This is a genomic window from Chlorobaculum parvum NCIB 8327 (genome assembly GCF_000020505.1).
Lineage (GTDB): Bacteria > Bacteroidota > Chlorobiia > Chlorobiales > Chlorobiaceae > Chlorobaculum > Chlorobaculum parvum_A.
Map to the genome: position 1 here is coordinate 204,945 of NC_011027.1, position 17,556 is coordinate 222,500.

16 protein-coding genes and 1 pseudogene (1 of these 17 cut by a window edge) are annotated in these 17,556 nt (G+C 56.7%); 14 read left to right on the plus strand and 3 right to left on the minus strand.

The window, feature by feature from the left end:
• Positions 1 to 23: 23 nt before the first annotated feature.
• Positions 24 to 677, minus strand: coding sequence for a 16S rRNA (guanine(527)-N(7))-methyltransferase RsmG (gene rsmG, locus CPAR_RS01075; protein WP_041466222.1), 654 nt, complete (start codon positions 675 to 677; stop codon positions 24 to 26).
• Between the two features lie 278 nt (positions 678 to 955).
• Between rsmG and CPAR_RS01080 the strand changes: the two genes are divergently transcribed.
• Positions 956 to 2,077 (plus strand): mannose-1-phosphate guanylyltransferase, encoded by a 1,122-nt coding sequence (locus tag CPAR_RS01080; protein ID WP_012501468.1) that lies wholly within the window; start codon positions 956 to 958, stop codon positions 2,075 to 2,077.
• Positions 2,078 to 2,236: 159 nt separating this feature from the next.
• On the opposite strand, the gene cysS is transcribed toward CPAR_RS01080, so the two are convergent.
• Both cysS and CPAR_RS10895 read right to left on the minus strand, forming a co-directional pair.
• Positions 2,237 to 3,703 (minus strand): cysteine--tRNA ligase, encoded by a 1,467-nt coding sequence (cysS, locus tag CPAR_RS01085; RefSeq protein ID WP_012501469.1) that lies wholly within the window; start codon positions 3,701 to 3,703, stop codon positions 2,237 to 2,239.
• 138 nt (positions 3,704 to 3,841) lie between these two features.
• A complete protein-coding gene (locus tag CPAR_RS10895) occupies positions 3,842 to 3,979 on the minus strand; it encodes a hypothetical protein (RefSeq protein ID WP_012501470.1) in 138 nt (45 codons plus the stop codon).
• Between the two features lie 73 nt (positions 3,980 to 4,052).
• Here CPAR_RS10895 and CPAR_RS01090 point away from each other — a divergent pair, with 73 nt between their 5' ends.
• The 13 genes and pseudogenes from CPAR_RS01090 to bchL form a co-directional block, all read left to right on the plus strand.
• Positions 4,053 to 4,526 carry a DUF302 domain-containing protein gene (locus CPAR_RS01090; RefSeq protein ID WP_012501471.1) on the plus strand — a complete coding sequence of 158 codons (474 nt, stop codon included), beginning with the start codon at positions 4,053 to 4,055 and terminating at the stop codon, positions 4,524 to 4,526.
• Between the two features lie 78 nt (positions 4,527 to 4,604).
• Entirely contained in the window at positions 4,605 to 5,420 is an 816-nt protein-coding gene (locus CPAR_RS01095) for a mechanosensitive ion channel family protein (protein WP_012501472.1), read from the plus strand.
• Between the two features lie 87 nt (positions 5,421 to 5,507).
• Positions 5,508 to 6,659, plus strand: coding sequence for a transporter substrate-binding domain-containing protein (locus CPAR_RS01100; RefSeq protein ID WP_012501473.1), 1,152 nt, complete (start codon positions 5,508 to 5,510; stop codon positions 6,657 to 6,659).
• A 61-nt stretch (positions 6,660 to 6,720) separates the two neighbouring features.
• The gene (locus tag CPAR_RS01105; RefSeq protein ID WP_012501474.1) at positions 6,721 to 8,358 is read left to right on the plus strand and encodes a glutamate synthase-related protein; all 1,638 of its coding nucleotides are present in this window, start codon (positions 6,721 to 6,723) and stop codon (positions 8,356 to 8,358) included.
• Positions 8,359 to 8,469: 111 nt separating this feature from the next.
• Positions 8,470 to 9,705 carry a vWA domain-containing protein gene (locus CPAR_RS01110; protein WP_012501475.1) on the plus strand — a complete coding sequence of 412 codons (1,236 nt, stop codon included), beginning with the start codon at positions 8,470 to 8,472 and terminating at the stop codon, positions 9,703 to 9,705.
• Between the two features lie 479 nt (positions 9,706 to 10,184).
• Positions 10,185 to 10,769: pseudogene (locus tag CPAR_RS10720) on the plus strand (zeta toxin family protein); the annotation flags it as partial.
• On the plus strand, positions 10,766 to 11,026 hold the full coding sequence (locus CPAR_RS10725) for a hypothetical protein (protein WP_083762331.1): 261 nt from the start codon (positions 10,766 to 10,768) through the stop codon (positions 11,024 to 11,026). The pseudogene CPAR_RS10720 and the gene CPAR_RS10725, both read left to right, overlap by 4 nt.
• 306 nt (positions 11,027 to 11,332) lie before the next feature.
• A complete protein-coding gene (gene yihA, locus CPAR_RS01115; protein ID WP_012501477.1) occupies positions 11,333 to 11,911 on the plus strand; it encodes a ribosome biogenesis GTP-binding protein YihA/YsxC in 579 nt (192 codons plus the stop codon).
• A gap of 11 nt (positions 11,912 to 11,922) precedes the next feature.
• On the plus strand, positions 11,923 to 13,230 hold the full coding sequence (locus tag CPAR_RS01120) for an adenylosuccinate synthase (protein ID WP_012501478.1): 1,308 nt from the start codon (positions 11,923 to 11,925) through the stop codon (positions 13,228 to 13,230).
• Positions 13,231 to 13,589: 359 nt separating this feature from the next.
• Positions 13,590 to 13,901: an MTH1187 family thiamine-binding protein gene (locus CPAR_RS01125; protein ID WP_012501479.1), complete on the plus strand. Its 312-nt coding sequence runs from the start codon at positions 13,590 to 13,592 to the stop codon at positions 13,899 to 13,901.
• 94 nt (positions 13,902 to 13,995) lie between these two features.
• Positions 13,996 to 15,258 carry a ferredoxin:protochlorophyllide reductase (ATP-dependent) subunit N gene (gene bchN / locus CPAR_RS01130; RefSeq protein ID WP_012501480.1) on the plus strand — a complete coding sequence of 421 codons (1,263 nt, stop codon included), beginning with the start codon at positions 13,996 to 13,998 and terminating at the stop codon, positions 15,256 to 15,258.
• Positions 15,259 to 15,286: 28 nt separating this feature from the next.
• A complete protein-coding gene (locus CPAR_RS01135) occupies positions 15,287 to 16,894 on the plus strand; it encodes a ferredoxin:protochlorophyllide reductase (ATP-dependent) subunit B (protein ID WP_012501481.1) in 1,608 nt (535 codons plus the stop codon).
• A gap of 46 nt (positions 16,895 to 16,940) precedes the next feature.
• Positions 16,941 to 17,556: the 5' portion of a ferredoxin:protochlorophyllide reductase (ATP-dependent) iron-sulfur ATP-binding protein gene (gene bchL / locus CPAR_RS01140; RefSeq protein WP_012501482.1), read on the plus strand. The gene runs 215 nt beyond the window's last position; the window shows 616 of its 831 coding nt (coding positions 1-616); it begins with the start codon at positions 16,941 to 16,943; its stop codon lies off the right edge, out of view.

Here is a 17,556-nt window from a genome sequence, read left to right on the forward strand (position 1 = left end):
CATCGTTCGCAGGATCAGCAAGATCACCAGCGGGCGATGACTATCTGCTTTTCAGAGAAGAGCGGATCGATCTCTTCAATCGGCAGCCGGTCAACCGAGGCCGGGAACCCGAAATGCTTCTCCCGTGCCATCACGGCTTTTGCAATCTCCTCGTCAAGTTTTCCACCCTTCAGGCAGATCAGCACGCCATCACGTTTCAGCAACGTTGTGCAGTAGCTGCAAAGCTCTTCAAGCGGCGCCACCTGCCTACTGAGCACTGTATCGAAAATCACTCCCCGCAGCTCCTCCACTCTCGAATGAACCGCCATCACATTACCGAGCCCGAGCTCTTTGATCATCGCCTTGCAGGCGGCGATTTTCTTGCCGGTTGAATCAACGAGCAGAAATGAGGTTTCGGGAAAAAGAATGGCCAGCGGAATGCCGGGCAGGCCACCTCCGGTACCCAGATCAAGCACTTTTTCTCCAGGCTTGAAGTCGTGAATGCGGCTGATGAGCATCGAGTGGAATACGTGCTTGACGATGACCGGCGCATCCTCCTTGCGGCTGATAAGGTTCACTTTGTGGTTCCACTCTTCGAGCAGCTCTGTGTAGCGCACCAGCAGTTTCAGGGCGTTTTTTTCAGCAGGAATGCCATGTTCACGGCAAAGTCTTTCTAAAAGTTGTAGGTCGTTCGGCATGACGTATCGTTCTCTGGTGCTATGAAAAAAGACTCCATCAGAAAAGAAAGCGATTTTGCCGGTAATGGCAAGAGCGCTCATGCGTTATTGTAACGATAAGAGTGACAGCGGCAATTCGGTGGGCACCGGAAAAAAGATGAGCATCCAAATTTATTGTACATTATAAATACAATCATTAAACGATTCGTCTGTACAGAATGACGGGCATCTCATCGGGAGCTGAATCGGCTGTTGCCGGAATCATGACGGTGAGGGCTCGAAGGTAGAGAAAGAAAAGTATGGGCACGACAAAGAATTTCTGCAGCCATGTCTATGCCGTGGTCATGGCTGGGGGCATAGGCAGCAAGCTCTGGCCGCTTTCGCGCAAGCGCTATCCCAAGCAGTTTCTCCATTTTTTTGATGGCGGAACCATGATCCGCAAAACCGTCGAGCGGATTGCCCGCATCGTCAGGAAAGAGAACATCCTCATCATCACCAGCAAGCAGCACTGGCGTCTTGTGCTCGACTCGCTACCCGATTTCGATGCCGACAACATCATCATCGAACCCACCATCAGGGATACGGCTACCTGTATCGCCCTGGCGACCACCTTCATCCGGAAACGCAATCCCGATGCCGTGACTGTCGTGCTTCCGGCTGACCACCTCGTGCACAATGAGGGGCGCTTTCTGGAAACCGTCGAGAAGGGAATTTGCATGGCGCGGGAAAAACAGGGGCTGATCACCATCGGCATCAAGCCGGATCGGCCTGAGACGCGCTACGGCTATATTCAGGTGGAAGCGTCGGTCATGATGGAGGATGAGACAGATGATGACGACATTCCCCTGTTTCGGGTAAAAACCTTTGCCGAAAAGCCTGACATTGCCACCGCCGAACAGTTTCTGCAAAGCTGTGACTTCTGGTGGAACAGCGGGGTCTTGATTTGGCACGTTGATGACATCAACCGGGAGTTCCGCCGCTCGTTGCCCGACCTGTACGAAGACATGCAGAACGTGCATGCCTTCATCGGAACCGATCGGCAGGAGTCGGTTATCGAGGATGTCTATAGTTGGGTTCATCCGGTTTCGATCGCTTACGGCATTATGGAAAAGGCCGAAAAGGTCTACATGCTGGCCGGTGATTTCGGGTGGACCGATCTGGGATGCTGGGACGAGGTGATCAAGGTGGGACTCGGCCTCGAAGGTCGCGATATGGACGGCAGCGAGGCGATCATGATCGATTCGAACCAGGTCTTCGTCCGCAAGCCTCACGGCAAGGCAGTGGTGACCATCGGCGTGGACGACATCATCGTGATCGATACGCCCGATGCGCTGCTGATCTGTCGAAAGGGGCAGTCGGGTGATGTTGCCAAGGCTGTTGAGGTGATGAGGCGCGAGGAGGGGCTGGACAAGTTTTTATGAGGCGCTGACCCGCTCCCCGGCTTGAAAGCCGGGGCAACATGAATGTAAGAGGAGATGAATATCCGTTGGGCTGAAGCCCTCCTGAATGTGGGAGAGCCGGGGCAAAATGTCACAGCATAAATGAAAAAGCCGGAGGTTGAGTGCTCCGGCTTTTTTAGTTCAGGCTTTTTTCTTTGTCCAGGTTGCGCCTTCCTTGGTGTCCTTGACTTCGATGCCTCGTTCCATGAGCAGGTCGCGGATTTTGTCGCTGGTGGCGAAATCCTTGTTTGCTCTGGCTTCTTTGCGCAGTTCGAGCAGCACCTGCATCACGTCGTCGAGCGTCTGTGCGCTTTCGCCGCTCTCTCCGGCCAACAGTTCGTTGCGACTTTTCAGGATGCCGAGCACCTCTCCGGCGTAAGTGGCGAGAAGCGCCAGAGCGGCGGCTTTCGATGCAGCGTCAAGCCCGCCTTTGTCGAGCGCGCCGTTGAGCGCTTTGATGAACTCGAAAAGCACGGCAATGGCGACCGGCGTGTTGAAGTCGTCGTTGAGCGCGTCGGTGATTTTCTGCTCGAACGTTGCCACTTCGAGCTGGCCCTTGTCCTCCGCCGACTCTACCAATCGCTTGTACGTTTCCTGCAACTTTTCGAAGCCGGACTGCGAGGCCTTGATGGCCGCTTCGGAGAAGTCGAGCGGAGAGCGGTAGTGCGATTGCAGGATGAAGAAGCGGATGACCAGCGGGTCGAACGTGCCGAACAACTCCTTGAGGTTCACGAAGTTCTTGAGCGACTTGCCCATCTTGACGCCATCGACCGTCACCATGTTGTTGTGCATCCAGTAGCGCACGAAGGGCTTGCCCGTGGCCGCTTCGGACTGGGCGATTTCGCAGTCGTGGTGCGGGAACTTGTTCTCCATGCCACCGCCGTGGATGTCGATGGTGTCGCCAAGGTACTTCATGGCCATTGCAGAGCACTCCAGATGCCAGCCGGGGTAGCCCTCGCCCCACGGCGATTGCCACTTCATGATGTGACTTGGCTCGGCCTTTTTCCAGAGCGCGAAGTCCGAGGGGTTGCGCTTGTCGCTTCGCTCCGCGACGCGTCCGCCCGACTGCAACGCCTCCTGATCAGTCCGCCCGGAGAGCTTGCCATACCCGGCGAACGAGTTGACATCGAAATAGACGTTACCGTTGGATTCGTAGGCGTGGCCGGTTTCGACAAGCCGCTCGACCAGCGCGATCTGCTCCGGGATGTGGCCGGTTGCCGTCGGCGCGATGTTTGGGCGCTCGACGCCGAGCCGGTCCATATCCTCGTAAAAGCTGCGGGTGTAGAACTGCGCCACCTCCATCGGCTCGATGCGCTCCTGACGCGCCTGCTTCTGGATCTTGTCCTCCCCCTCGTCGGCGTCATCGGTCAGGTGGCCAACGTCTGTAATGTTCTGCACGTACCGCACCTTGTAGCCCTGCTGCTCGCCGACATGACGCAGCCAGCGCACCACCACGTCGAATGATACGTAGCTTTTGGCGTGGCCGAGGTGGGCGTGGCCGTACACGGTCGGGCCGCACACGTAGATCGTTGCCAGACCGGGCTGGATGGGTTCAAAAGGTTCTTTCTTGCGGGTAAGCGAATTATAGATATGCAGAGAAGAGGGCATCCGGATTGCTATGAATAGGTTGAGATGAGCCCGCCAAGGGGGGTTCGGAAAATGTCTTGAAAGTTACACTTTTGGCTTGGTAAGGCAAGGTTTTCGGGCAGAACCGTCGGCGAATTTTTCCCCAGCTCAGCCCTTCGGTCACCAGCGCAGTCCGGGTGTTTTATTGACCATGCAGTGAAAGAATGTTAACTTGCTTGCGGTGATAGTGGTTATCCAGTGTTTGTCCATCACCATCCAGCCGATGCAAAGCGCCCCTTCACGCATGACCTGCTGCATCGAGAGACTCCTTGCCGCCACTGTCCCGTCATGTTGTCGCCGTTAAGCAATCCAAAACAAACAGGAGGACATGATGAATATTCGCAGTCTGTTAATCGGGGTTGTCGTCGGCATTCTTCTCACCGCTGGCGCGGGGTGGATGATGATGCCGGGGATGATGCTGAAGGAGTACCAGAGCCCTTACGGAGTTGAAGAGACCGTTGCCACCATCAAGAAAAATGCGGTAGACGAAGGCTGGGTGGTTGTCAACGTCATGCCGATCGATCAATCGGTGAAAAAACATGGTGGCGGCGATCTTCCGCCGGTGAGGCTGGTCAACCTCTGCCAGGCAGACCACGCCTTCAACATTCTGAAGGGTGACGACACCAAGGTTGTTTCGGTTATGATGCCCTGCACGATCAGCGTCTATCAGAAAGCTGATGGACAAACCTATGTCGGCGCCATGAATGCCGGGCTGATGGGCAAAATGTTCGGCGGCGTCGTGGCCGAGGTGATGGGCGGCAAGGTTGCCAAGCAGCAGAAGCAGTTTATCAGATTTGTCAAATAGCATCTGGCGGCATTTCCCGGAGGCGGCTTCAAACCGCCTCTGAGCTTTCCTGATGCTTTTCATTAAAAACTCATTGTAATGAATGAAGTGAATTTCAATCTTCTTGTGCATTACGTATCAACCTTCGGAATCAAGCTGCTGGTCGGCCTTGTCATTCTTGTGGTCGGTATGAGACTTTCGACCTTCCTGAGTAATCGCCTTGTTGCGATGCTGAACCGGAAGGAGGGGCTCGACGAGATGCTGGTGCATTTCTTCGGAAGCCTTGCGCGCTACAGTATCATCGCCGTCACGGTGATCACCGTGCTCAACCAGATCGGCGTGCAGACTGCGAGCCTTCTGGCGGTGCTGGCCTCCGCCGGTCTTGCCATCGGCCTGGCGTTGCAGGGAACGCTCTCTAACATTGCCTCCGGTGTCATGCTGATTTTCTTCAGGCCGTTCCGCACCGGCCAGTATATCGAAGTGGCCGGCAAGGCGGGCACGGTTAAAAACGTTTCGCTGTTCACCACGGAGCTTGCCACGCCGGACAACGTCCAGATCATTCTGCCGAACAGCGAGGTGTGGAGCGGCTCGATCGTCAATTATTCGTATCACGAAACCCGGCGCGTCGATTTTCTGCTCGGCATTTCCTACAGCGACAACATCGACAAAGCCTTTTCGGTTATCAACGGCGTTATCGGTGGCGACAAGCGCATTCATGCGGAGCCTGCTCCGCAGGTCGTGGTCAGCGAGCTTGCCAACAGTTCTGTCAACATCACGGTTCGCGTTTGGGTTGTGTCCGGAGACTACTGGGGCGTCAAGTTCGATCTGACCAAACAGTTCAAGGAGGCGCTGGACGCTAACGGCCTCTCGATTCCCTTTCCCCAGCAGGACGTTCACCTTATCCGGTCGGCGTAACCCGGCTGAGGCAATGGGCTTGGGCTGAGGGCCGCCTCGAATACCGACAATCCGATTCGCTTTCAAAGCCATCGGCAGCAGGAGGACATGCAAAACGTGTATCATACGACCTCATTCTTCTCCCTCTCTTGTTCCGGACGAGCTGGCCGCTGTCGGCTATCGTCGTGGCAGGCGATCACCCGCCTCTTTATCGCCCTTCTTCTTTGCTCGTTTTCCGGTTCGTTGACGGCCATCGCCGCCGAAGATGAGCTGGTGGTAGCCACGAAACAATCGCCGCCGTTTGCCATGAAAAACGACAAGGGGAAGTGGGAGGGCATCTCCATCGACCTCATGCGCGCGATTGCCGAAAAGCAGCAGCGCAAGCTCACCATCCGCGAGATGTCGCTCACCGGAATGCTCGAAGCCGTCGAGCGAGGAGCGGTCGATGCGGCAGCTTCAGCCATCACCATGACCGCCGAGCGCGAGCGTCTGCTCGATTATTCCTATCCCTATTTCCACTCGGGTCTGGCCATTGCCGTCAGGGAAAAGGAGTCAAGCTGGCTGCATATCATCGGCCGGCTTTTTTCTCCGGCCTTTCTCCGGGTGCTTGCCGCGCTGTCGATGCTGCTGCTTGTTTCGGGGGTGCTGGTCTGGCTTTTCGAGCGCAGGAAGAATCCCGAACAGTTCGGCGGCACGCCCACGCAGGGGATCGGGGCAGGGTTCTGGTGGGCCGCCGTGACCATGACCACCGTTGGGTATGGCGACAAAGCGCCGGCCACGCTGGGTGGAAGGCTCATTGCGCTGGTCTGGATGTTCACCGGACTGGTGGTCATCTCCGGCTTTACGGCGGCCATGACCACCGTGCTCACCGTCGGCAGCCTCGAAAGCGACATCCGGGAGGTCGATGACCTGTACGGTAAAAAAGTCGGCACGGTGCAGGCGTCGAGCAGCGGCAGCTTTCTCGAAGACGCCGCCATCAGGTACCGGCCATTTCCCGCCATTACGGAGGCGCTCCACGCTCTCGAAGAGGGGAAGATCGATGCCGTTGTGTTCGACGAACCGATCATGCGTTATCTCGTCACCTCGGGTGAAGTGAATGGCATCACCATCGTCGATCGCGTGTTCCGCCCCGAATACTACGCCATCGCCCTGCCGGAAGGCAGCGTACAACGGGAAGCCCTGAACCGGAATCTGCTCGACATCATGGCGTCGGAACGGTGGCGCGAAATCACCTTCAGGTATCTGCACAAAAGCCAGTAACCGTTGGTGAAGCCGGGTTAGTTTTAAAAGAAAAAGCACAGGCAACCAGTCCAAAACTGAAATGAGTCACAGCGCATCCCCGAAGCAGGTCAAGGTCGCTACATGGAGCGAACTCAAAGGCAGAAAACCACACTATGCTCTGGTCGGCGAGGTTGACCTCGTCGTAATCCGTTACGGCGATGAGGTCTCGGTGCTTTACGGGCGCTGCCTGCACCGCGGCGCGCTCATGGCCGATGGTTTTGTACAAGGCGACAACCTCATCTGCGGCGTGCACCACTGGGACTATCGCCTTGATACCGGCGTGAGCGAGTACAACAACGAGGAGGCGTTGCCCCGGTTCCGGGCATGGATCGACCGGGAAGCCGACGCGGTGCTGGTTGATGAAAACGAGGTGGCGGAGTGGGCGCGTCTTCATCCGCAGCCCTTTGATCGCGAGGCGTATCAGGGCCTCTACGCCGACATCCACGGCGCCCCGGAAGAGCCTCACAACAGTCACATTCATCAGCTTGCCGAAATCGATCCTGCCAGCTTTTCGCCGCAGGGCGCGGTTTCGGCGATGGGCGTGCCGGGCGACCAGCTGCCGAAATGGGACGACATCCAGATTCTGACCGCCCAGCTCGCCGTCCAGCCGCTCGACGACAATGCTCATGTGGGAACCGAAGTGGTCATCGGGCCTCGCGCCAAGAGGCCTCTCCGCCTCGAAATTCCCCTGCTGGTGACCGATATGAGCTACGGGGCGCTCAGTCGTGAGGTCAAGATCGCACTGGCACGAGGGGCCGAACTGGCCGGAACCGGCATCTGCTCCGGCGAAGGCGGGATGCTCGAAGCGGAGCGGGCCGAGAACTCCCGCTACTTCTACGAGCTTGCGCCTGCGGAGTTTGGCTTCGACATCGAGCAGGTCAAGCGCTGCCAGGCGTTCCATTTCAAGGCCGGGCAGGCCGCCAAAACCGGCGTGGGCGGATTGCTGCCCGCCGACAAAGTCACCGAAGAGATTGCCCGCGTTCGCGGCCTCGAACCGCATCGCGATGCCCATGCCCCGTCGCACTTCCGCAATCTGCGCACGCCGGAAGAGTTCGCAGAACGGGCCGAACGCATCCGGGAGGCGACTGGCGGCATTCCAGTCGGCTTCAAGCTCTCGGCGCAGCACATCGAGGCCGACCTCGACTTCGCCATCGAAGCGTGTGCGGACTACGTCATCCTCGACGGACGTGGCGGCGGAACCGGCGCGTCGCCGAACCTGCTGAAAAACAATATCTCCGTGCCGACCATTCCGGCTCTTGCGCGGGCGCGGCGGCATCTCGACAACAGCGCCGCCAACCATATCAGCCTCGTCATCACCGGCGGTTTGCGCACCGAGTCCGACTTCATCAAGGCGCTCGCCCTCGGAGCGGATGCCGTCGCTCTCGGCAACGCGGCGATTCAGGCCGCGGGATGCCTCGGAATGCGCGCCTGCCACAACAACCACTGCCCCGTCGGCGTCGCGACGCAAAACCCCGAACTTCGCCAGCGCCTCCAGATCGACCACGCCGCACAACGGGTTTACCGCTTCCTGCGCAACTCGGTCGCCATGATGCAGGTCATGGCAAGAGCCTGCGGCCACAATCACCTCAATCGCTTCACCGTCTCCGATCTGGTAAGCTGGAAGCAGGAGATGACCGCGCTGGCCGGAATCCGCTATGGCGGCATTGGCGGAGGCTGAAAACGTTGCCTTCACGGTTGTTCTGTTTTTTTGAGTGCTGGCACAAGAGGCCATTCATACCATCGTCAAAAAGAGTAGTGGCTTTTTCCAACTCTATACCAAGATCCCCCGATGAAAAAACAACTGATCTCACTGCTGCTGGCGTCCACGGTGCTTCCTGGCAACGCCATCCTCGAAGCGAAAACCGTAACCGAAGCCGGACGTTCCGAAGTGCAGCCAATTCGCGACCAATCGCTGAAAAAGACATTCGCGAAGTATGCGCAGGAGTATGACAACCTGAGGCCCATCAAGGGACAGTGCCCGTCGGACTACAAACTGGTGCAGCTTGCTCTCCTGCTCGATACCAGCAACAGCATGGATGGCCTGATCAACCAGGCAAAGAGCCAGCTCTGGCGTATTGTGAACGAGGTGTCGAGAATGCGCAAAAGGGGCGAGCCGATCCGGTTGCAGGTTGCGCTGTACGAGTACGGCAACAATGGCCTCTCTCCCCGAACCGGGTACATTCGTCAGGTTGTCCCGTTCACCGAGGATCTCGACCGGCTTTCCGAAGCGCTCTTTTCGCTGACAACCAACGGTGGTTCGGAGTATTGCGGCCATGTGATCGGCAGCAGCCTGAACCAGTTGAGATGGAACACTTCCCACGATGGTCTGAAACTGATTTACATCGCCGGCAATGAGCCTTTCGACCAGGGTGATGTCAGTTATGAAGCGGCATGCCGCTGGGCAGCCGAGCGCGATGTGGCGGTCAACACGATCTATTGCGGCGACTATTATGCCGGTGTTCAGGGCCTCTGGAAACGAGGCGCCACGCTTGGCGGCGGCAGCTACTTCTCCATCGACAGCGACCGCTCGACAAGAGGCATTGTGACCCCCTACGATGACGACCTCATGAGGCTCAACAGCAGAATCAACGACACCTACGTTCCTTACGGCGCACAAGGTAAAGAGCTGAAGGCTCGGCAGTCCATGCAGGATCGGAACGCCGCGGCAGTATCGGCACCGGTTGCGGCAGAGCGTGCGGCCTCGAAAGGTTCGTCGCTGTACAAGGCTTCCGGCTGGGATCTTGTCGATGCCATCGACAACAAGAAGGTGACGGTCGAGGGGCTCAAGAAAGAGAGCCTTCCCGAAGAGCTGAAAGGCAAATCCGATAAAGAGATCGGCAGGTATGTGCAGCAGAAAAAAGAGGAGCGCGAAAACCTGAAAACGCAGATCTCCGCTCTCAGCAAAAAGCGGGATGCCTATGTTCAGCAGAAAGAGCAGGAGAGCGCCGATTCAAAGAGCCTCGGAACGGTGATTCTCGAAAACCTGCGCACGCAGGCAGCGAGGAAGAATTTCAGCTATAAATAACGTTTTTCGGGAACCGCTGCCTTGGCTTTTTTGCAGGAGGCTGAATGCTTTTCGCGCCCGGGCAGCGGTTCTTGTTTGACGTCTCTCGACCCTACTCTTTATCCTTTCCGATACGGCTCCAGATACGCGTTGATACCCTGCTATGAGTTTTTGAGCGCTGATGAAGACGGATTAAAAATTTTTTTGAAATGAGATAGAGATGAGAAGCGTTTTGATGTTGAAACAATGGTTCTAAGGCGCAACATGGATGTGGCGATAGGATATCCGCAAGGGGCGTAAGAACTTATTGGCGAAATAGCTCTTGAAATTCTCGGCTGATTGTTGAATTTGCTATTTTTTCATTATCATAAAAATCGTATTGGCAGATAATGTTTTATGTCCGAGCTTTCTTTCGGCAGGTGTTTTTGGCTATGTAGGCTTAAGTTGTTTGAACGGTACGGATTTGAACTGATAGGCATCTATATGAGAAAAAAACGAAGGGTACCGTTATGCCTACTTGTTGGATTTTCGCTGGGCCTAATGGAGCGGGCAAAACAACTTTTGCCGAAGATTTTCTCTCTAATGTTCCAGATTGTTCCTGCTTTTTAAATGCAGATTCTATTGCTCAAGAGTTGTCGTCTGAGGCTCCAGATCGAAAACCACTTACTTCTGTAGGCCGTCTTTTTTTTGACCAAATGGACCAGTGCACCAAAAATCGCAAAAATTTTGCTTTCGAAACAACCCTTTCAGGCCAATCGACAGTGAAGCGAGTTGAGCGTCTTCAAGGCGAGGGGTGGTATGTTTTATTGATTTATTTGGCTTTGCCGTCAGTTGAAATGTCCATATTGCGTGTTGCCGAGCGAGTTGAGCATGGAGGCCATAATATCCCTAAATCAGTTATTGAGCGACGTTTTCCCCGTAGTTTGCAAAATTTATTCAAAGTCTTTTCTCACCGTGTCAATCACTGTTTTTGCTTTATGAACCACGGCAAAAAACCCGAGCTGATTTTTGAACAAGATCGTTCGGTTCGTAGCATAATACACCGGGATTACTATCAGGTGCTGCTTGAGGAGGCATTGCTATGACTATAATCTCAAAAGCTACTCCTTCTAAGGATGGGCAATTTGCACTTAACGCTCTTCAGCGTGCTGTAAACAAAGCTTTAAAAAGAAAAAAAGAGTCGGGTCAGTATGCGGTTGTCTGGCAGGAAGGTAAATCAGTACTCATAACTGGTAGTCGATTGCTTTATTTAGAAAGCGGGTCTAAAAAAATGTCTCGATCTGGGAGTCGATCTCGTAAAATGAAAAATCGCAGAAAATCAAAACCTGAATTGATGAGCTGATGAACTTTCAGATTTTTAGTGAGTTTTCTCTAAATGGTTCGTAAACCTTTTTGCTTGGTGGTGTTCCATCATTGGTATCTTACCAAAGTAGATGCGGCGTATTTATGCGGTGGTCGAACGAAGACGTCTCCATTGTCTAAATTATTTTGCAACCGTAAGGTGCTGGTCAAAACCTGCTTGATCAGCGCCTTAAGTCGTTCAGATTTCCTGCATCTACTATTTAGCTTCCCTCTTTGGCAATCACCATAAAGCACAGGTCATTCCGCCCGGAATTCGCCTGCGCATTCTCACCTTTCACCCGCGTCCATGAATATCACCAGCGCTGATTTTTTCTGTAGTTATTCGAGCTTGAACGGCCTCCCGTCAGACGGTCGTCCGGAGATTGTTTTTGTGGGGCGGTCGAATGTGGGGAAGTCTTCGCTGCTGAATTCTCTTTGCGCCCGCAAGGGGCTGGCGAAGACCAGTTCGACGCCGGGGAAGACTCGCCTTATCAACTATTTCCTTATCAACGAGAACCTCTACTTCGTCGATCTGCCGGGGTATGGGTATGCCAAGGTCGGGCACGGCGAGCGGGAGAGCTGGGGGAAGTTGCTGACGGATTATGTGGTCAAGCGGGACGAAATCGCCCTTGTGGTTTTGCTCGTCGATGCGCGGCATCCGGGGATGGGCTCCGATCGGGAAATGATGGAGTTTCTCGACTATTGTGGTCGTCCGTTCGGCATCGTGCTCACCAAGTGGGACAAGCTCAAACAGGCCGAAAAGTCCAAGGCCCGGCGTACGATTGAAAGTTGTGCATCGAATGCCAGATTTATTGTAAATTACTCGTCTTTGTCGGGCGCGGGCCGGGACAAGCTTCTGGAGCGCCTCGATCTTTTTTCTCAGTAAAAGCAAGCGACGTGGAAGAACGAACATTCAGCAGGCCGGCGGCGTCTGCAACTGTCCTGGTCGGTACGCAGTTCGGCGACGAGGGCAAGGGCAAGCTGGTCGATTACCTCTCGGATCAATATGACATTGTAGTCCGCTACCAGGGCGGCGCAAACGCAGGCCACACCATCTGCTTCGATGGCAAAACCGTGGTGCTTCACCTCATCCCCTCGGGCATTTTCAACAAGGATTGCATCTGCGTGATCGGCAACGGCGTGGTGATCGATCCGAACGCGCTGATGGAGGAGATCCAGAAGGTCGAAGAGCTGGGCTACGACGTGAAAGGCCGTCTGTTCATCAGCCATAACGCGCACCTCATCATGCCGTACCACAAGCGGCTCGATTCGCTGAGCGAGTCCTGCCTCTCCGGCGATCAGAAGATCGGCACGACCGGTCGCGGTATCGGCCCCAGCTACGAGGACAAGTTCGCCCGCCACGGCATCCGGGTGGTCGATCTGCTCAATCCGAAGGTGCTCGAAGAGAAGCTGCGCGACAACATCGAGGCCAAGAACAAGCTGATCTGCAAGGTCTACGAAAAAGAGGAAATCGACGTCGACGCGATCATCGGCGAGTACGAGGCGTTCGACAAGGTGATCGATCCCTACGTGACCAACACGCAGCTCTACCTGAACCGCCAGATCAAGGCGGGCAAGACCGTGCTGCTCGAAGGCGCGCAGGGTTGCCTGCTCGACGTGGATCACGGCACCTACCCGTTCGTCACCTCTTCCAACCCGACCTCCGGCGGTGCGTGCACCGGCTCCGGCGTCGCGCCGAACCACATCGGCAAGGTGATCGGCGTCTGCAAGGCCTACATGACCCGCGTCGGCAACGGCGATTTCCCGACCGAGCTTGAGGACGAGACCGGCGAAAAGCTGGGCGAGATCGGCCACGAGTTCGGCGCAACGACCGGGCGCAAGCGCCGTTGCGGCTGGCTCGATCTTGTGGCGCTGCGCTACTCGCTCACCATCAGCGGCGTGACCGAGCTGGCGCTGACCAAGCTCGACGTGCTCGACACTTTCGAGGAGATCAAGGTGTGCACCTCCTACATGCTCGACGGCAAGGAGATTTTCGACTTCCCGACCGAGCACCAGACCCTCTGTCGCGTGCAGCCGGTTTACAAGAGCCTCAAGGGCTGGATGGCCTCGAACGCCAATGCGAAGAGCTTCGCTGAGATGCATCCAAACGCCCAGGCCTATGTCAACTTTCTCGAAGAGGCGACAGGTGTGCCGGTGACCTTTATCTCTGTAGGCCCCGGTCGCGACGAGACGGTGTTCAAATAAGAGATTGGGCTGAAGCCCTGAGTTGTTTTTTGGGATTCCGTGTCCCCGGCTTGAAAGCCGGGGCAATTGAAATGTAAGAGGGGTTGAATGTCCGTCGGGGTAAACCCCTCCTGAATGTAAGATCGCCGGGGCAACAGAAGAGAAAGTAAGAATGAAATGTCCGTTGGGCTTTCCCTCCTGAGTATGGGAACGCCGGGGCAATTGAACTGCAATGTAAGAGTGAATGTCCGCCGGGGTTATTACTTCGGCCATTAAATCTCTTAAACTTTCTTAGAAACAATTGCCCCGGACTTTAGTCCGGGGTACGCAAGTAAGGTATAATAAATAAGGGCTTTAGCCCAATCTCTTCCTGCTGTTCTATGGCTCTCCTCGACATTACGGTGATTCCTCTCGGTGCTGGTGGCAGCGGACTGAGCGCCTGGGTTGCCGGGCTTGAAAGGCTGCTCGAAGAGAGCGGCCTTTCGTTCAGGCTGAACGACATGGGCACGATCGTCGAAGGTTCGGCGGATGAACTGTTCGAGATTGGCCGAAAGCTGCACGAGCACTGCTTCGGCGCAGAGGTAGCGCGAGTCTACACCGTCATCAAGATCGACGACCGGCGCGACAAGCAAGTTGCCATCGGTGACAAGGTCGCTTCGGTCGAAGCCCGCAAAGCCGCGCCGGATAAATGAAAATTATTTTTATCTTCGAGTTCTCAATTATCAAGGGTTGAGCGCCCGGAGCCACTTCGGAGCAGCCAGCACCATCTTATAAAGTCATACTGCCATGATGCCGGTTTCAAGCGATTGCCAGATTCTCAAAGAGGATAACGTTACCCACAGTTTCTGCGGACTGGCCTGCGTCGGCTGGCTCTACCAGAAGATCAAGGACAGCTTTTTCCTTATTCTCGGTACCCATACCTGCGCGCACTTTCTCCAGAATGCCCTCGGCATGATGATCTTCGCCAAGCCGCGATTCGGCGTGGCGCTCATCGAGGAGGCTGATCTTTCCCGAGCCGAGCCTCAGCTCGAAGCGGTGATCGAGGAGATCAAGCGCGACCACAACCCGTCGGTGATCTTCCTGCTTTCGTCCTGCACTCCGGAGGTGATGAAGGTGGACTTCAAAGGCCTGGCCCACCATCTCAGCACCGACAAGACTCCGGTGCTTTTCGTGCCTGCCAGCGGCCTCGTCTTCAACTTCACGCAGGCCGAGGACTCGGTGCTTCAGGCGCTGGTGCCCTTCTGCCCCGAAGCTCCCGCCGGTGAGAAGAAGGTGGTGTTCGTCGGCTCGGTCAACGACATCACGGCGGATGACTTGCGCACCGAAGCCGAACAGCTCGGCATTCCGGTGGCGGGCTTCCTGCCCGAGAGCCGCTTCGACAAGCTTCCGGCCATCGGCCCCGACACGGTGCTCGCACCGATCCAGCCCTACCTGTCGCGCGTCTGCTCCCGCCTGAGCCGTGAGCGCGGCGCGAAAGTGCTCACCTCGCTCTTCCCGTTCGGCCCCGACGGCACCAAGACTTTCTGGGAAGACCTCGCGGCGATGTTCGACATCAAGGTCGATCTCTCCGACCGCGCCGAAGCAGCGTGGGAGAAGATCAAGCCGCAGACCGATCTGCTGAAGGGCAAGAAGATTTTCCTCACCGCCGACACCATGATGGAGCTGCCGCTGGCCCGCTTCCTCAAGAACGCCGGCGCGGAGGTTGTCGAGTGCAGCAGCGCCTACATCAACAAGAAATTCCACGCTCGCGAACTCGAAGCGCTCGAAGGCGTCAAGGTGGTCGAGCAGCCCAACTTCCATCGCCAGCTCGAAGAGATCAAGGCGACGAGGCCAGACATGATTGTCACCTCGCTCATGACGGCCAACCCGTTCGTCGGCAATGGCTTCGTCGTGAAGTGGAGCATGGAGTTCACGCTCATGTCGATCCACAGCTGGTCGGGCGTGTTCACCTTGGCGAACCTGTTCGTCTCTCCGCTCCTGCGCCGCGAGAGCCTGCCTGAGTTCGACGAATCGGTGTGGCTCGAAGGGGTGATGCCCAGCGCTCAGTAACTTTCAAGACGAAAACCAACGAACCAACATGCGTTTAGCTTTCTGGCTCTATGAAGGGACCGCGCTGCACGGCGTAAGCCGGGTGACCAACAGCATGAAAGGGGTCCATACCGTTTATCATGCCCCGCAGGGTGACGACTACATCACGGCGACCTACACCATGCTCGAAAGGACGCCCGAGTTCCCGAAGCTTTCCATCAGCGTTGTGCGCGGCCAGGATCTGGCTCGTGGCACCTCGCGACTGCCCGGCACGGTCGAGCAGGTCGCAAAGCACTACAATCCCGAACTGATCGTGGTGGCTCCGAGTTGCAGCACGGCGCTGCTTCAGGAGGATTTGGGCCAGATGGCGCGCGCGTCCGGGATTGACGAAAACAAGATCATGGTCTATGCGGTCAACCCGTTCCGCGTGGCCGAAACCGAGGCCGCCGAAGGACTCTTCACCGAACTCGTGAAGCGCTTCGCCGCCGAACAGCCGAAAACTGAAAAGCCTTCGGTGAACCTGCTCGGCTTCACCTCCCTCGGCTTCCACCTTCGCTCCAACCTCACCAGCCTTCGCCGGATGCTCAAGACGCTCGGCATCGAGGTGAACGTGGTGGCTCCGTGGGGCGCAGGCATCGACGATCTGAAGAAGCTGCCCGCTGCATGGGTCAACATCGCGCCGTTCCGTGAGCTTGGCTGCCAGGCTGCCGGATACCTCAAGGAGAATTTTGGTATGCCCTCGATCACCGAAGCACCGCTGGGCGTCAACGCAACGCTGCGCTGGCTCAGGGCGATTATTGCCGAGGTGAACAAAATCGGCGCTGAAAAAGGAATGGCTCCGATCGAGATGCCGGAGATGCGGGACTTTTCGCTCGACGGCCAGAGCGCTCCGAGCGGCGTGCCGTGGTTCGCGCGGACGGCGGACATGGAGAGCTTCAGCAACAAGCGCGCGTTCGTGTTTGGCGACGCCACGCAGGTTGTCGGCGTGACGAAGTTCCTCAAGGACGAACTCGGCATGAAGATCATCGGCGCGGGCACCTACCTGCCGAAGCAGGCGGACTGGGTGCGCGAGCAGCTCGAAGGCTACCTGCCGGGCGAGCTGATGGTGACCGACAAATTCCAGGAGGTTTCGGCTTTCATCGAGGAGGAGATGCCGGAGCTGGTCTGCGGTACCCAGATGGAGCGGCACAGTTGCCGCAAGCTCGACGTGCCCTGCATGGTCATTTCGACGCCGACCCATATCGAGAACCACCTGCTCGGCTACTACCCCTTCTTCGGTTTCGACGGCGCGGATGTGATGGCCGACAGGGTTTACACCTCGGCCAAGCTTGGTCTGGAGAAGCACCTGATCGACTTCTTCGGCGATGCCGGTCTCGAATACGAGGAGGAGGAGCCGGAAGTGTTCACCGAACCGGCGATGTCCGGCAATGGCACTGTGACTTCGTCCGCGGAGGCTCCGGCGGAAGCCGCGGTCGCGACCGCAACGGCAACCGGCGAACTGAGCTGGACTGCCGAGGCCGAGAAGATGCTCGGCAAGGTTCCGTTCTTCGTGCGCAAGAAGGTTCGCAAGAACACCGATAACTATGCCCGCGAAATCGGGGAACAGGTTATCACGGCGGATGTATTCCGGAAGGCGAAGGAGCATCTCGGCGGGTAACGGGAAAATCTGAAAAATCAACAAACCAATTGACCTCTATCATACCATGAGTTTAGTATTGGCCGTTTACGGAAAAGGCGGGATCGGCAAGAGCACGACCAGCGCGAACATTTCGGCAGCGCTGGCGCTCAAGGGAGCCAAGGTGCTTCAGATCGGCTGCGACCCGAAGCACGACAGTACCTTCCCGATTACCGGAAAGCTCCAGAAAACCGTCATCGAGGCTCTTGAAGAGGTCGATTTCCACCACGAGGAGCTTTCGCCTGAAGACATCGTCGAAACCGGTTTCGCGGGCATCGACGGCCTCGAAGCGGGTGGCCCGCCAGCGGGCAGTGGCTGCGGCGGTTACGTCGTCGGCGAGTCGGTCACGCTGTTGCAGGAGATGGGGCTGTACGACAAGTACGACGTCATTCTTTTCGACGTGCTCGGTGACGTGGTGTGCGGCGGCTTCAGCGCCCCGCTGAACTACGCCGACTACGCGGTCATCATCGCCACCAACGACTTCGACAGCATCTTCGCGGCCAACCGACTCTGCATGGCCATTCAGCAGAAGAGCGTGCGCTACAAGGTACAGCTCGCAGGCATCGTGGCCAACCGCGTGGACTACACCAAAGGCGGCGGCACCAACATGCTCGACCAGTTCGCCGAACAGGTCGGTACGCGCC

What these genes read in the sequence shown, in the direction of transcription:
- rsmG (WP_041466222.1), bottom strand. Translation starts at nt 677, where the DNA reads ATGCCGAACGACCTACAACTTTTAGAAAGACTTTGCCGTGAACATGGC.
- CPAR_RS01080 (WP_012501468.1), top strand. Translation starts at nt 956, where the DNA reads ATGGGCACGACAAAGAATTTCTGCAGCCATGTCTATGCCGTGGTCATG.
- cysS (WP_012501469.1), bottom strand. Translation starts at nt 3,703, where the DNA reads ATGCCCTCTTCTCTGCATATCTATAATTCGCTTACCCGCAAGAAAGAA.
- CPAR_RS10895 (WP_012501470.1), bottom strand. Translation starts at nt 3,979, where the DNA reads ATGCAGCAGGTCATGCGTGAAGGGGCGCTTTGCATCGGCTGGATGGTG.
- CPAR_RS01090 (WP_012501471.1), top strand. Translation starts at nt 4,053, where the DNA reads ATGAATATTCGCAGTCTGTTAATCGGGGTTGTCGTCGGCATTCTTCTC.
- CPAR_RS01095 (WP_012501472.1), top strand. Translation starts at nt 4,605, where the DNA reads ATGAATGAAGTGAATTTCAATCTTCTTGTGCATTACGTATCAACCTTC.
- CPAR_RS01100 (WP_012501473.1), top strand. Translation starts at nt 5,508, where the DNA reads ATGCAAAACGTGTATCATACGACCTCATTCTTCTCCCTCTCTTGTTCC.
- CPAR_RS01105 (WP_012501474.1), top strand. Translation starts at nt 6,721, where the DNA reads ATGAGTCACAGCGCATCCCCGAAGCAGGTCAAGGTCGCTACATGGAGC.
- CPAR_RS01110 (WP_012501475.1), top strand. Translation starts at nt 8,470, where the DNA reads ATGAAAAAACAACTGATCTCACTGCTGCTGGCGTCCACGGTGCTTCCT.
- CPAR_RS10725 (WP_083762331.1), top strand. Translation starts at nt 10,766, where the DNA reads ATGACTATAATCTCAAAAGCTACTCCTTCTAAGGATGGGCAATTTGCA.
- yihA (WP_012501477.1), top strand. Translation starts at nt 11,333, where the DNA reads ATGAATATCACCAGCGCTGATTTTTTCTGTAGTTATTCGAGCTTGAAC.
- CPAR_RS01125 (WP_012501479.1), top strand. Translation starts at nt 13,590, where the DNA reads ATGGCTCTCCTCGACATTACGGTGATTCCTCTCGGTGCTGGTGGCAGC.
- bchN (WP_012501480.1), top strand. Translation starts at nt 13,996, where the DNA reads ATGATGCCGGTTTCAAGCGATTGCCAGATTCTCAAAGAGGATAACGTT.
- CPAR_RS01135 (WP_012501481.1), top strand. Translation starts at nt 15,287, where the DNA reads ATGCGTTTAGCTTTCTGGCTCTATGAAGGGACCGCGCTGCACGGCGTA.